We start from the raw sequence: 13,421 nt of genomic DNA, 5'->3' as shown, positions 1-13,421 counted from the left end.
AATCAGGCGGCAACGCGCAGCCAGAGGATGCAGCGCTCGGCATCCAGGCCCGGCACCTTCAATGGTTCCACGTGAAACACCTGCACGTCGGCAGGCAGCGCGGCGATTTCATCGTCGGGGTGCTTGCCCTTCATGGCCAGCCAGGTGCCGCCCTCCTCCAGCGACTGGTGCGACCAGCCGGTGAAGTCCACCAGCGAGGCAAAGGCGCGGCAGCTGATCAGCGGATAGCGCGTGGTCAGCTGCTCCACACGGCTGTGGATGCCGCGCAGGTTGGGCAGGCGCAGCGTGGCCGCCGCCTGCTGGATGAAGGCGGCCTTCTTGCCCACCGTGTCCACGCAGTGCACGTCGATCTGCGGGCAGCAGACGGCAAAGACCACGCCGGGCAGGCCGCCGCCCGAGCCCACGTCCAGCATGGCGGTGCGGCCTGCGCGCGCAGGCATCTGTGCCAGATGGCGCTGCAGCGCCGGCACGGCAGCAAGGCTGTCGAGCAGGTGATGGGTCAGCATCTCCTGCGGATCACGCACGGCCGTGAGGTTGTAGACCTTGTTCCACTTGCCCAGCAGGGCCTGGAATTCCATCAGCGTATCGACCTGGGCGGGGGAAAGCTCCAGGCCCAGCGCCCGCAGGCCGGCTTCGAGAGGGATGCGCAGATCCTGGCTCATGCGGAGATCTCCTCGCCCTGCGCGTCGGCAGCGAAACCACGGAAGCCGCCCTTCTTCAGGTGGACCATGAGCAACGAGATCGCAGCGGGCGTCACACCCGACATGCGCGACGCCTGACCCAGCGTCTCGGGCCTGTGCTTTTGCAGCGACTGGCGCACCTCGAAGGACAGGGCCGGCACCTGCATATAGTCCAGTTCGGCCGGCAGGCGCAGGTTCTCGAAGTGGGCGGCGCGCTGCACCTCGTCCTTCTGGCGGTCGATGTAGCCTGCGTACTTGGCCGCGATCTCCACCTGCTCGACCACGGCGCCGCTGAGATCGCCCAGCACCTCGGGCTGCACATCGGCCGAGGCATAGCGGCCCTCGTTCAGGCTCATCAGCTTGCCATAGCCCACATCGGGGCGGCGCAGCAGGTCGAACAGGTTGTACTCGCGCTCGATGGACTTGCCCAGCACACGCTCCGATTCCTCGGGCGCGACGATGCGCGGATTGACCCAGGTGGACTTCAGGCGCTCTGTTTCACGTGAAACAGCATCGCGCTTGCGGCTGAAGGCGTCCCAGCGCGCATCGTCGACCAGGCCCATGGCGCGGCCGGCCTCGGTCAGGCGCATGTCGGCGTTGTCCTCGCGCAGCTGCAGCCGGAACTCGGCGCGGCTGGTGAACATGCGGTAGGGCTCGGTCACGCCCTTGGTGATCAGGTCATCGACCAGCACGCCCAGGTAGGCCTCGTCGCGGCGCGGCAGCCAGGCTTCCTGGCCGCGGCACTGCAGCGCGGCGTTGAGGCCGGCGAACAGGCCCTGGGCCGCCGCTTCCTCGTAGCCGGTCGTGCCGTTGATCTGGCCGGCGAAGAACAGGCCCTGGATCTGGCGCGTCTCGAAGCTGCTCTTGAGCGAGCGCGGATCGAAGTAGTCGTACTCGATGGCGTAGCCGGGGCGCAGGATGTGCGCGTTCTCCAGCCCCTTCATGCTGCGCACCAGTGCGTACTGGATGTCGAAGGGCAGGCTGGTGGAGATGCCGTTGGGATAGAACTCGTTGGTGGTCAGGCCTTCGGGCTCAAGGAAGATCTGGTGGCTATCCTTGTCGGCAAAGCGGTTGATCTTGTCCTCGACGCTGGGGCAGTAGCGCGGGCCCACGCCCTCGATCTTGCCCGTGAACATGGGGCTGCGGTCAAAGCCGCTGCGGATGATGTCGTGCGTGCGCTCGTTGGTGTGGGTGATCCAGCAAGGCATCTGGCGCGGGTGCATGGCCGCATTGCCGATGAAGCTGAACACGGGCAGCACGCCTTCGTTGACACCGCCGGGCATGCCGTCGCCGGGCTGCTCCTCGCACTGCGAGAAATCGATGCTGCGGCCATCCAGGCGCGGCGGCGTGCCGGTCTTCAGGCGCCCCTGGGGCAGTTGCAGCTCCTTGAGCCGCGACGACAGGCTGACGGCCGGCGGATCGCCTGCGCGGCCTGCCGCGTAGTTGTTCAGGCCCACGTGGATCTTGCCGTCCAGGAAGGTGCCCGCCGTGAGCACCACGGTGCGGCTGCGAAAGCGCACGCCCACCTGGGTGACGGCGCCCACCACGCGGTCGCCCTCGACCATGAGGTCATCCACCGCCTGCTGGAACAGCCACAGGTTGGGCTGGTTCTCCAGCATGTCGCGGATGGCGGCCTTGTAGAGAATGCGGTCGGCCTGGGCGCGCGTGGCACGCACGGCCGGGCCCTTGGAGCTGTTGAGGATGCGGAACTGTATGCCGCCGATATCGGTGGCCAGCGCCATGGCGCCGCCCAGCGCATCCACTTCCTTGACCAGATGGCCCTTGCCGATCCCGCCGATGCTGGGATTGCAGCTCATCTGGCCCAGGGTCTCGATGTTGTGGCTCAGCAGCAGCGTCCTGCAGCCCATGCGCGCAGCGGCCAGCGCGGCCTCGGTGCCGGCGTGGCCGCCACCGACCACGATCACATCAAATTCCTGTGGGTACAACATGCTTATCACTCCGGGGGCCTGCCCGGCCCAAGCCCCCGACACGGAGCACTCACGCTCCGGCGCTCATGGCAGGTGGCCCTCGTTCATGTGGCGAGGGGAACCCAGCGGGGAACCCGCGATTTTCCCACCTTTGCCGCACCAATGCCTTGCGAGGGGTCGGCCGGCCCCGCCACTGCACCGCCACTGCACCGCCACTGGGCCAGCACTGCGCCGGTGTTCCACGTGAAACAGTGCGGCGGACACAGCGTGCGCACCGCAGGATGCTGCGCGGCGCCGCCCGCAGCGCGCCCCGCTTGCAAGAAACATGTGCAGGGCCTGTGATGCAATGGCGGCCATGCAGATCCTCATCTTCGCGGGCAGTACCCGCCAACAATCGCACAACCGGCGCCTGGCCGCCGCCGCCGCCGACATGGCGCGCGAACTGGGCGCCCAGCCCACGCTGCTGGAGCTGTCGGACTTCGACATCCCCATGTACAACGCCGACCTGGAGGCCAGCGGCACGCCGCCCGACGTGCTGCGCTTCAAGGCCGCGCTGCACAGCCACCCGGCCTGGCTGATCTGCTCGCCCGAGTACAACGGCAGCTACCCTGCCCTGCTCAAGAACGCCATCGACTGGGCCTCCAGCCCCGTGGCCGGCGACGCCGTCTGGTCCGATGGCACCCTGCCCTTTCGCGGCAAGGTCGTGGGCATGGCCAGCGCCTCGCCCGGCGGCCTGGGCGGCCTGCGCGCCCAGTCGCACCTGGCGCCGCTGCTGCTGAACCTGCAGTGCTGGCTGGCGCCCGTGAGCCACGCCGTGGGGCAGGCCGGCCAGGCATTCGACGACGCCGGCCGCCTGCAGCGCCCCCAGGACCAGCTGGGCATGAAGGCCGTGCTGGAACAGGTGCTCTGGGCTGCACAGCGCCTGTCGGCCTGAACCCTGCCGCCAGCGCGGTCCCGTCATGCGCAGCCCCTTCACATGGGGTTAGCATGGGCGCTTGTCTTTCTTACCCTGATCGGAAGCCATCCACCATGAAGCTCTACTACAGCCCTGGCGCCTGCTCTCTGTCTCCCCACATCGTCCTGCACGAGGCAGGCCTGGCCTACGAGCCGGTCCTGGCCAGCACCAAGACGCACAAGCTGCAGGACGGCACGGACTACTACGGCATCAACCCGCTGGGCTATGTTCCCTTCCTCGTGCTCGACGACGGCGACACGCTGCATGAAGGCCCGGCCATCGTCCAGTACCTGGCCGATCTGGTCCCCGAGAAGAAGCTGGCGCCTGCCAACGGCACCATGGCCCGCTACCACCTGCAAGAGTGGCTGAACTTCATCGGCACCGAGCTGCACAAGGGCTTCGGCCCCCTGTTCAACCCCGCCACGCCCGACGACTACAAGCCCGTGGTGCGCCAGCGCGTGCTGGATCGCCTCAAGTGGGTGGACGGCGAGCTCAATGGCCGCGACTACCTGATGGGCGAGCAGTTCACCGTGGCCGACGCCTACCTGTTCACCGTGACGGGCTGGGCCCAGTTCGTGGGAGTGGACATCTCCGAGCTGACCAACCTCCTGGCCTACCGCGAGCGCGTGCTGGCCCGCCCTGCCGTGCAGGCCGCGATGAAGGCCGAAGGCCTGCTCAAGTAAGCTGCGCCGAGCCTGCTCTCGGCGCCCCAGGGGGCCGGCTGGCGTGGACCAGCCGGCCCCTTATCTTTTGCGCGTGCGGATGCGCTGCTCTATCTGGGCCGCCGCAGCGCGCACCTGCTGGGCGATGCGCCGCACGCGCGCCGCCGTCATGCGCTGGGTCAGCGCGGCCACGCTGACCGCCCCCATGGCCTGGCCCATGCTGTCGCAAAAATGCGCGCCCACGGCCGTCACGCCCAGGCTCACCCGGTTCTGGATCACGGCCACGCCTGCGCGGGCCGTTTCCTCGCAGGCCAGGCGCAGTCCCGCATCGGTGAGCTTGCCAAAGGCCGGCAGGGCAGGCGCCACGCGCTCGATGATGGCCTCGCGCTCCTCGGGCGCAATGGCGGCCAGCACGGCCAGCCCCCCGGCGCCCACGCCCAGCGGGCGCCGGCTGCCGACCTGCAGCACCAGCGTGCGTATGGGAAAGTCACCTTCGAGCCGGTGCAGGCACACGGCCTCGAATCCGCTGCGCACCACCAGGTAGGCCGTGTCCTCGGTTTCACGTGCCAGCGCCGCCATGGCCGGCTCGCACAGGTCGCGTATGTCGTGCAGCATCGACCCGGCCAGGCCCAGCTCGAAGGCCAGCGGACCCAGCCGGTAGCGGTGGGTCTGGGCGTCGTGCACCACCAGGCGCTCGGCAATCAGCTGCTTGAGGATGCGGTGGGCAGAAGGGTGGGGCACGCCGGATTTTTCGGCCAGTTCGCTGAGCGGGCAACCGCGCACGCCCCCGGTCGCCAGCAGCTTGAGAAAGGCCACGCCCCGCTTGAGGGAGCCGGCATCGGACGATGAGGTCATGTTCGTTTATCGGACAACTGAGTGGCGCCGCCGGGCGATTTGAAAACAATCGGAATGGCCGATCAACCACGGCCCGGCCAGGGCACGGCAAGGCCGGGCGCCACGGATTTCCGAATGATGCAACTCTCCCATCCGCCATTGCAAGACAGAATCGCCGTCGTCACCGGCGCCAGCAGCGGCATAGGCGCCGCCACGGCGCGGGCCCTGGCCAGCGAAGGCGCCACCGTCGTGATCGGCTACCACCAGGGCCACGACCGCGCCCAGGCACTGCGCGAGGAACTGCCGGGCCGCCACCACACGCTGCAGCTGTCGCTGCAAGACGAGGCCAGCCACGCCACCGCCGCCCAGTGGCTGCAGCAGCACCTGGGCCGGGTGGACCTGCTGGTCAACTGCGCGGGCTTCACCGAGCGCATCGCGCACGCGCAGATCGATGCGCTGGAGCCGGCTCTGTTCAACCGCATCCTGTGCGCCAACGTGGGCGGCACCTATGCCGTGACGCGGGCCCTGCTGCCGCTGCTGCGCGCCTCGCAGGATGCCGCCGTGGTCAACGTGTCCTCGGTCTCCGCCTTCACGGGCCTGGGCAGCAACATGGCCTATTGCGCCGCCAAGGCCGCGCTGGACACGCTGACGGTGTCCATGGCGCGCGCCTTCGGCCCGGTGCGCTTTCTCTGCGTCTCGCCCGCCGCCGTGGACACCGGTTTCGTGGGTGGCCGCAGCCGCCAGGAGCTGGAGAAAAAGGCCGCGCACACGCCGCTGGGCCGCGTGGTCGAGCCCGGCGATGTGGCGCAGGCCATCCTCGCCTGCGCCACGCATCTGCGCACGGCCACGGGCACGCGCATCGTGATCGACGGCGGCCACAGCCTCGGTTGAAAGAAGGCACGTCATGCTCGTCGAACAACGCACCTACACCGCCCACCCCGGCAAGTGGCGGGACTACCTGGCGCTCTACCAGGCCGAGGGCCTGGAGCTGCAGCAGCGCATTCTGGGCCGCATGGTCGGCTACTACACCAGCGACTCGGGGCCACTCAACCAGATCGTCCACCTGTGGGCCTATACGGACCTGAACGAGCGCGCCGAGCGCCGCGCCCGCCTGCTGGCCGAGCCACGCTGGCAGGCCTATGTGGCGCGCATGCTGCCGCTGCTGCAAAGCCAGGAATCGAAGTTCCTGGTCCCGGCCCCCTTCTTCCAGCCCCGGTGGAGCGGCTGCCAGGAGCCGCTCCACGGCGCCACGGGCCCCGCCTCCGCTTCCGGCCCCCTTTCCACCGACTGACAGGAGACATCCATGCTGTGCAAAAAGCTTCACCACGCCGCCTACCGCTGCAAGGACGCGGCCGAGACCGTGCGCTTCTATACCGAGGTGCTGGGCCTGCGCTTCACCCACGCCATGGGCGAGGACCATGTGCCCTCCACGGGCCAGTACAGCCCGCACATCCACATCTTTTTCGAGATGGAGGACGGCAGCTCCATCGCCTTCTTCGAGTGCCCCAGGGACCCGGGCCAGATGAAGGACATGGAGTCGCCGGGCTGGATACAGCACTTCGCCTTCGAGGTCGCCGACGTGGACACCGTGCTGCGCGCCCGCCAGGACCTGCTGGACCGGGGCATTGAGGTGGAGGGTCCCACCAACCACGACGACTTCATCACCTCCATCTACTTCTTCGACCCTTCGGGCCACCGCCTGGAGCTGACCGCGCGCACGGCCGACGCGGCGCGCCACCAGGTCTTCGAACAGGAGGCCATGCAGGTGCTGGCCCTGTGGAACGAGACCCACGACTGGTCGCAGCGCGAAAAGCTCTACGGCGCCCAGACCGGCTACGCACGCGCGGACCGCTAGCCGCAACGCCAGCGAGGCCTGCCAGGCCAGCCGCAAGCCAAGCCACTGGACACAGCCACAGCGCGCAATACAAAAAAGGAGACATGACATGACTGCCATCACCCGACGCACGGCCCTGCTTGCAGGCGCCGCCTCACTCGCCCTGCCCACGGCCCGGGCCCAGGGCGGTTTTCCCAACCGGCCCATTCAATTGATCCACGGCTTTGGCGCGGGCGGCAACGCCGACGTGGTGGCCCGGCTCGTGGCCCAGAAGCTGCAGGAATCGCTCAGACAGCCCGTGGTGGTGGAGATCAAGAGCGGCGCGGGCGGCTCCATTGCCAGCAACTTCGTGGCCAAGGCGGCGCCGGACGGCTACAGCCTGGTCATGCTCACGGGCGCGCACACCGTGTCGGCCGCGCTGCGCAAATCGCTGCCCTACGACGCGGTCAAGGACTTCGCCTTTGTCTCCACCGTCTCGTCCTTTCCCTTCGTGGTGGCCGTGCGCGCCGAGCATCCCGCCAGGACCCTCGCCGATCTGCTGGCCATGGCCCGCAAGGAACCGGGCCGCATCACCTTCACCTCGGTGGGCGTGGGCTCCACCCAGCACATGGCCGGCGAGCTGCTGGGCTCCACGGCCAAGGTACAGCTGCTGCACGTGCCCTACCGGGGCGGCGGCGCGCCCGTGCAGGCCGTGATAGCGGGCGATGTGGACGTGCTCAGCGACACGCTGACCGTGGCCATGCCGCACATCAAGTCGGGCCGGCTGCGCGCCCTGGCCGTCACCAGCGCCCAGGCCTGGCCCACCCTGCCCGAGGTGCCGCCGGCCTCGGCCGTGCTGCCCGGCTTCGAGGTGCGCTCCTGGCTGGGCCTGGCCGCGCCCGCAGGCACGCCCGCCGACGTGGTGCAAAGGCTGGCCGCCGAAACCCACAAGGCCCTGAAGGAGCCCGACCTGCTCCAGGCCCTGGCCAGCGCCGGCAGCGCGGCCACGCCGTGCAGCCCCGAGGAGATGCGTGGCATGGTGGGCGCCGAGATCGCGCGCTGGCGCGGCGTCATCCAGCAGGTCGGCATTCCGCTGCAGGCCTGACGCCATGGACATCATCGGCCTGTGCGGCAGCCTGCGCCGCCATTCCCTGAACCGCCTGCTGCTGGAGCTGGCGGGCGAATGCCTGCCACCCCAGGCCACGATGCAGGTCTGCGACTGGCGCGCGCTGCCGCCGCTGGATGCCGACCTGCTGGCCACGGGCATGCCCGCATCCGTGCACCAGTTGCGCGAGCGCATCCGCCGTGCCGACGCCGTGGTGCTGGCCACGCCCGAGTACAACTTCTCCATTCCAGGCATGTTCAAGAATGCGCTGGACTGGATCTCGCGTGGCGACGACCAACCCTTTCGGCACAAGCCCGTGGCCCTTGTCTCGGCCTCGCCCGGCCCGCTGGGCGGGGCGCGCGTGCAGTACGAACTGCGCAAGGTACTGCAGTGCATGGAAGCCGACGTGCTGGCCCGGCCCGAGGTCTTCGTGGGCCAGGCGGCACAGAAATTCGACAGCCAGGGCCTGTGCACCGATGCCGCCACGCGCAGCTTCGTGACGGCGCAGATGCAGGCGCTGGGGCGACTCGTGGCACAGCACCGTCGCCTGCACGACAGCGCGCAAATCCCTGGCCTGCACGATTGATTCCATGGGCGTAATCTGTGCCGTACGCCGCGCCGCCCGCACGGGTGGCGCTTTTGCTTCACGCACAGAAAGCCCCGTTGCATGACCTCTCTGTTCGAACCCATACAGGCCGGCGAGCTGCGCCTGCCCAACCGCGTCGCCATGGCGCCCCTGACGCGCAACCGCGCGCCCCAGGCCTTGCCCAACGACATCATGGTCACCTACTACGCCCAGCGTGCCAGCGCCGGCCTGCTGATCAGCGAAGGCACGGCCATCAGCCACCAGGGCCAGGGCTATGCCCATGTGCCGGGCCTGTACGGCAGCGAGCAGCTCGACGGCTGGAAGCGCGTGACCGACGCCGTGCACAAGGAGGGCGGGCGCATCGTCACCCAGCTGTGGCATGTGGGCCGGGTCTCGCACACCTCGCTGCAGCCCGAAGGCCAGGCGCCCGTGGGGCCGTCCCCGGTAGCGGCCAGATCCAAGACCTATGTGATCGACGAGGACTCGGGCAAGGGCCAGTTCGTGCCCACCTCCGCGCCGCGCGCGCTTGCCCAGCAGGAGCTTCCCGCCATCGTCCACAGCTTCGCCGTGGCCGCGCGCAATGCCGTGGAGACGGCCGGCTTCGACGGCGTGGAGCTGCACGGCGCCAACGGCTATCTGCTGGACCAGTTCCTCAAGACCGGCGCCAACCAGCGCAGCGACGACTACGGCGGCAGCATCGAGAACCGCGCCCGCCTGCTGCTCGAATGCACGCGCGCCGCCGCCGATGCCGTGGGCGGCGGCCGCGTGGGCATCCGCCTGTCGCCCGTGACGCCGGCCAACGACATCGCCGATGCCGACCCCCAGCCGCTGTTCGAATACGTGGTTCGCCAGCTGGCGCCGCTGGGCCTGGCCTACATCCACATCATCGAAGGCTCCACCGGCGGCCCGCGTGAACTGCCGGACCGGCCCTTCGACTACGCGGCCCTCAAATCCGCCTACCGCCAGGCCGGTGGCCAGGGCGCCTGGATGGTCAACAACGGCTATGACCGCGCCATGGCCCTGCGCGCCGTGGAGAACGGCCACGCCGATATCGTGGCCTTCGGCAAGGCCTTCATCTCCAACCCCGACCTGGTCCACCGTCTGCGCGACGACCTGCCGCTGAACCCCTGGAACTCCAGCCTGTTCTACGGCGGCGGCGCCGAGGGCTACACCGACTACCCGTTCGCGCGCCAGGCCTGATTTGCGGCGCTGCAAAGCAAAAAGCCCGCAGGCATGGCCTGCGGGCTTTTTCGTTCGGACGATTCACGGGGTCACGTGAAACAGGGCCGCTGGCCCCTGCCTTCTCAGGCGTGTTCCAGCAACTGGGTCTCGCGGGCCGAAGCCAGCGGGGCGCGGCCGGCAGCCGGGGCCAGGCCGGGCTTGCCCTGGCCGGGACGGCCATAGGAAGCATGCGAGCCCATGGACGCCACGGCCGCACCGGCAATGCGGAACTGGCCCACCACCTGCGCCAGGCGCGCGGCCTGCTCGCGCAGCGACTCGGCGGCGGCGGCCGATTCCTCGACCAGGGCCGCATTCTGCTGCGTCATGCGGTCGATATCGCCCACGGCCTGGTTGACCTGGCCGATGCCGCCCGACTGCTCGCTGGAAGCGGCCGTGATCTCGCCGATGATGTCGCCCACGCGCTGCACGCTGTCCACGATCTCCTTCATGGTCTTGCCCGCATCCTCCACCTGGCGCACGCCCACGTCCACGGCCTGCACGCTGGTCTGGATCAGCGCCTTGATCTCGCTGGCCGCCTGGGCCGAGCGCTGGGCCAGGGATCGCACCTCGGCCGCCACCACGGCAAAGCCGCGGCCCTGCTCGCCGGCGCGCGCCGCTTCCACGGCGGCGTTCAGCGCCAGGATGTTGGTCTGGAAGGCGATGGAGTCGATCAGGCCGATGATGTCGCCGATCTTGCGGCTGGAGGTCGTGATCTCCTGCATGCTGACCACGGCCTGGGCCACCACGTCGCCACCGCGCGTGGCCGTGGTCGAGGCAGAGGCCGCCAGCTGGTTGGCCAGTTGCGAGGACGATGCCGTCTGCTGCACCGTGGCCGTGAGCTGGGACAGCGAGGCCACGGTCTCCTGCACATTGCTGGCCGTCTGCTCGGTGCGCGAGGACAGGTCCTGGTTGCCAGTGGCGATCTCCTGGCTGGCCGTGGCGATGTTGCCGCTGGCGTCGCGCACCTGGGTCACCATGGAGCCCAGGCTCTGCTGCATCTGGTCCAGCGCGCGCTGCAGGTCGGCCACCTCGTCCTTGCCCTCCACCTTCACGCTCTGCGACAGATCGCCCTGGGCGATGGTCAGCGCCGTCTGGCGCGCCTGCACCAGGGGGCGGCAGATGGACAGCATGTTCATCAGCGTCAGCGGCACCACCACCAGCACCGTGAGCACCACGGCAGCCACGAAGATCCACTGCGTCTGCTCGGCCACGCCCTGCTCCTCGGCGGCCATGGCATCGACCTGCTGGCGCAGCAGCTGGTCGAGCTGGGCGATCAGCTTCTCGACCTCGGCCACCTCGGCCATGGCCTTGCCGCTCATGCGGTTGGCCGTGGTGGCCGTGTCGTAGCCGCCGGCCTCCAGCTGGCGCGCAATGTGCTCGAACTGCTGGCGGTAGCGGTCCACGCGATCGGAGATGCCGCTGACGATGGCATCGTCGGCCGGGTCCTCATCCTTCAGAAAGCGCTGGGCCACGGATTTCACGCGGTCGATGGCGGCCAGCCACTGGGTGTGGGCCTTGCGCACCTCTTCGGTACGCTCGTACTGGATGATCATGTCCTTTTCATGGGCGCGCACGGCGCCGAGTTCGGCGCGCAACTCCACCATGTAGCCCATCTTGGCGTACGAGGTATGCATGAACTGCTGGCTCATGCCATGGATGCGGAACATGCCCAGCATCCCCGCTCCGCCCAGCAGACCCAGCAGCACCAGCACCATGGCGATGGCACCCAGCATCCGCGTGCGGATCGTGAAAGCCCGCATCATTCCCAACAAGTTCATGACCGTTTTCCTCTCTGTCAGTCAGGGCGCCTGCACGGTCTCCATATGCCCGGCGCCAACGTAAATACAAATTGTTGCAGTTTGTCAGATGATCGCCAATGGTCTATGACGGTTTTTGCATATTCCGGGCTCTTTTCAATGTATCGGTCATTGGGCCGAATCATTGAGCCGGGCCGGCCCGCATGCTTTGGGCCAAATCAACCCATTCCCGGCCAGACGCTTGACCTTGCCATGGTGTTAGGGTTCAACATGCCATCCATGGCTTGCGCCACTTCGGCGCGCCCCAACCAGGAGCGAGAGATGCAACATGTTTTCACCGTGCAGGGCATGACCTGCGGCCACTGCGAACGCGCCGTCACCCAGGCCGTGCAGGGCGTCGATGACCAGGCCCAGGTAAAAATCGATCGCGCAGCCCAGCGCGTGGAAGTCGACAGCAGCGCCAGCCGCGAGGCACTGGGCGCCGCCATTGCCGAAGAAGGCTACAAGGTCGCCTGAGAGACACCTCAAAGACACCCGCAGGCATCCGAAAGGCACGCACCATGTCCGCCCACCCCGCACAGCACTGGCCCGTCTCCATCGGCGAGGCCGCGCGCCGCGCCGGTGTCTCGGCGCGCATGGTGCGCCACTACGAAGCCCAGGGCCTGCTGCCGCCCATGCACCGCACGGACGGCGGCTACCGCCAGTACGCCGAGTCCGACGTGCACGCCCTGCGCTTCATCCGCCGCGCCCGCGACCTCGGTTTCTCCATGGACGAGATCGCCACCCTGCTGGGCCTGTGGCAGGACAAGAGCCGCGCCAGCAGCCAGGTCAAGGACATCGCCCAGCGCCACATCGACGCACTGACCGAACGCATCGCCGCCATGCAGGCCATGCAGCGCACGCTCAAGACCCTGGTGCACTGCTGCCACGGCGACGACCGGCCGGACTGCCCGATATTGGATGATCTGGCGGCGCAGGAGAGTGCGGCGCCGTAGCGTGTCTCACGGCAGGGAAAGGCGCTTCAGGCGCCCGCCTTCGCACGCTTTGCAGGCTTGCCCACCTTGGGTGGCTTGGATAACTTGGGCGTATCGAGAACATCCGCCCTGCGCAACACCCCCCCCATCAAGGTATCAATGCACTGCTGCGCCACTTCCTCGGCCGAGTACTGGCCGCCGGGCTGGTACCAGCGGCCTATCCAGCTCAGCGCGCCGGCAATCACGAAGGCGGTCATCTTGGGGTCGCAGGGGGCGAGCGAGCCCTCCTGCACGCCGGCGGCCACCAGGCGCCGGAAGGCCTGGTCTATCGCGGCCTTCTGGCGGCGCAGTTCGCGGCGGCTGTCGGGGGGGACCTGTTCGTCGCCGACACGGATCAGGCACATGCCGAAGTCCATGGTGACGATGCGCGCATAGACCTGCATGCAGGCGCGCAGCTGGTCCACGGCCTGGCCGCCTGCGCGGCGCGAGGCCTCGATGCCTTCCAGCGTCATGGCCAGGCCCTGGTTCACGCACTGCAGCAGGATCTCGTCCTTGTTCTTGACGTAGTAGTACAGCGTGGGCTTGCTCACGCCCAGCCGTGCGGCGATGTCGTCCAGCGAGGTGGCGGAGAAGCCGCGCTCGTTGAACAGCTGCGCGGCGGCCTGCAGCACGGCCTGGCGCTTGGCCTCGCGCTGCTGCTCGCGGTCGGGCGTGCCGCTCCAGGGCGAGTCCACGGCGGGGGCCGCACGGCCTTTGCGGGTGCCGGGGCTGGGGCTGGGTCGGGTCTCGGTTTCAGGGCTCGATGGCTTCATGGCGGCGGGCGCACCGGGGAAATCACCGATGCTGCATGCGGTGGGCGACAACCAGAATCTACTCCAAAGTAAACAGCCTACGCATCAGTAGGCT

General features: G+C 68.6%; 15 protein-coding genes. 10 read left to right on the top strand and 5 right to left on the bottom strand.

Annotated elements, in window-relative coordinates:
* Positions 1-2: 2 nt before the first annotated feature.
* Positions 3-662: a 16S rRNA (guanine(527)-N(7))-methyltransferase RsmG gene (gene rsmG / locus ACFPFG_RS18460; protein WP_380107743.1), complete on the bottom strand. Its 660-nt coding sequence runs from the start codon at positions 660-662 to the stop codon at positions 3-5.
* The gene (mnmG, locus tag ACFPFG_RS18455; RefSeq protein WP_197954227.1) at positions 659-2,629 is read right to left on the bottom strand and encodes a tRNA uridine-5-carboxymethylaminomethyl(34) synthesis enzyme MnmG; all 1,971 of its coding nucleotides are present in this window, start codon (positions 2,627-2,629) and stop codon (positions 659-661) included. The genes rsmG and mnmG overlap by 4 nt, the downstream gene beginning before the upstream one ends.
* Before the next feature lie 325 nt (positions 2,630-2,954).
* Here mnmG and ACFPFG_RS18450 point away from each other — a divergent pair, with 325 nt between their 5' ends.
* Both ACFPFG_RS18450 and gstA read left to right on the top strand, forming a co-directional pair.
* Positions 2,955-3,542: an NADPH-dependent FMN reductase gene (locus ACFPFG_RS18450; protein ID WP_183018710.1), complete on the top strand. Its 588-nt coding sequence runs from the start codon at positions 2,955-2,957 to the stop codon at positions 3,540-3,542.
* 95 nt (positions 3,543-3,637) lie between these two features.
* Positions 3,638-4,246 carry a glutathione transferase GstA gene (gene gstA / locus ACFPFG_RS18445; protein WP_013799958.1) on the top strand — a complete coding sequence of 203 codons (609 nt, stop codon included), beginning with the start codon at positions 3,638-3,640 and terminating at the stop codon, positions 4,244-4,246.
* A gap of 60 nt (positions 4,247-4,306) precedes the next feature.
* Here gstA and ACFPFG_RS18440 read toward each other — a convergent pair whose 3' ends face one another.
* Positions 4,307-5,080, bottom strand: a complete 774-nt coding sequence (locus ACFPFG_RS18440) for an IclR family transcriptional regulator (protein WP_088166419.1) — start codon at positions 5,078-5,080, stop codon at positions 4,307-4,309.
* Positions 5,081-5,194: 114 nt separating this feature from the next.
* Here ACFPFG_RS18440 and ACFPFG_RS18435 point away from each other — a divergent pair, with 114 nt between their 5' ends.
* The 6 genes from ACFPFG_RS18435 (at position 5,195) to ACFPFG_RS18410 (ending at position 9,763) form a co-directional block, all read left to right on the top strand.
* Entirely contained in the window at positions 5,195-5,950 is a 756-nt protein-coding gene (locus ACFPFG_RS18435; protein WP_183018711.1) for an SDR family NAD(P)-dependent oxidoreductase, read from the top strand.
* Between the two features lie 13 nt (positions 5,951-5,963).
* Positions 5,964-6,350, top strand: coding sequence for an NIPSNAP family protein (locus ACFPFG_RS18430; protein WP_183018712.1), 387 nt, complete (start codon positions 5,964-5,966; stop codon positions 6,348-6,350).
* 12 nt (positions 6,351-6,362) lie between these two features.
* Positions 6,363-6,914 (top strand): VOC family protein, encoded by a 552-nt coding sequence (locus ACFPFG_RS18425; RefSeq protein ID WP_380107739.1) that lies wholly within the window; start codon positions 6,363-6,365, stop codon positions 6,912-6,914.
* A gap of 88 nt (positions 6,915-7,002) precedes the next feature.
* Entirely contained in the window at positions 7,003-7,977 is a 975-nt protein-coding gene (locus ACFPFG_RS18420; protein ID WP_374617819.1) for a tripartite tricarboxylate transporter substrate binding protein, read from the top strand.
* 4 nt (positions 7,978-7,981) lie between these two features.
* Positions 7,982-8,563, top strand: a complete 582-nt coding sequence (locus ACFPFG_RS18415) for an NADPH-dependent FMN reductase (RefSeq protein ID WP_212645600.1) — start codon at positions 7,982-7,984, stop codon at positions 8,561-8,563.
* Between the two features lie 81 nt (positions 8,564-8,644).
* The gene (locus tag ACFPFG_RS18410; protein WP_380107736.1) at positions 8,645-9,763 is read left to right on the top strand and encodes an alkene reductase; all 1,119 of its coding nucleotides are present in this window, start codon (positions 8,645-8,647) and stop codon (positions 9,761-9,763) included.
* A 104-nt stretch (positions 9,764-9,867) separates the two neighbouring features.
* Here the strand turns inward: ACFPFG_RS18410 and ACFPFG_RS18405 are convergent, their stop codons facing one another.
* Positions 9,868-11,562 carry a methyl-accepting chemotaxis protein gene (locus ACFPFG_RS18405; RefSeq protein ID WP_183018717.1) on the bottom strand — a complete coding sequence of 565 codons (1,695 nt, stop codon included), beginning with the start codon at positions 11,560-11,562 and terminating at the stop codon, positions 9,868-9,870.
* A 300-nt stretch (positions 11,563-11,862) separates the two neighbouring features.
* Here ACFPFG_RS18405 and ACFPFG_RS18400 point away from each other — a divergent pair, with 300 nt between their 5' ends.
* The gene (locus tag ACFPFG_RS18400; protein ID WP_012201975.1) at positions 11,863-12,057 is read left to right on the top strand and encodes a heavy-metal-associated domain-containing protein; all 195 of its coding nucleotides are present in this window, start codon (positions 11,863-11,865) and stop codon (positions 12,055-12,057) included.
* A 44-nt stretch (positions 12,058-12,101) separates the two neighbouring features.
* The gene (gene cueR, locus ACFPFG_RS18395; protein ID WP_380107733.1) at positions 12,102-12,536 is read left to right on the top strand and encodes a Cu(I)-responsive transcriptional regulator; all 435 of its coding nucleotides are present in this window, start codon (positions 12,102-12,104) and stop codon (positions 12,534-12,536) included.
* 26 nt (positions 12,537-12,562) lie between these two features.
* Here cueR and ACFPFG_RS18390 read toward each other — a convergent pair whose 3' ends face one another.
* Positions 12,563-13,327 carry a TetR/AcrR family transcriptional regulator gene (locus ACFPFG_RS18390; protein WP_380110294.1) on the bottom strand — a complete coding sequence of 255 codons (765 nt, stop codon included), beginning with the start codon at positions 13,325-13,327 and terminating at the stop codon, positions 12,563-12,565.
* Between the last annotated feature and the right edge of the window lie 94 nt (positions 13,328-13,421).

The sequence above is a fragment of the Delftia deserti genome, assembly GCF_042653485.1.
Lineage (GTDB): Bacteria > Pseudomonadota > Gammaproteobacteria > Burkholderiales > Burkholderiaceae_C > Comamonas > Comamonas acidovorans.
Note: the sequence above shows the minus strand (reverse complement) of the source record. Positions and strands in the feature narration are given on the sequence as shown.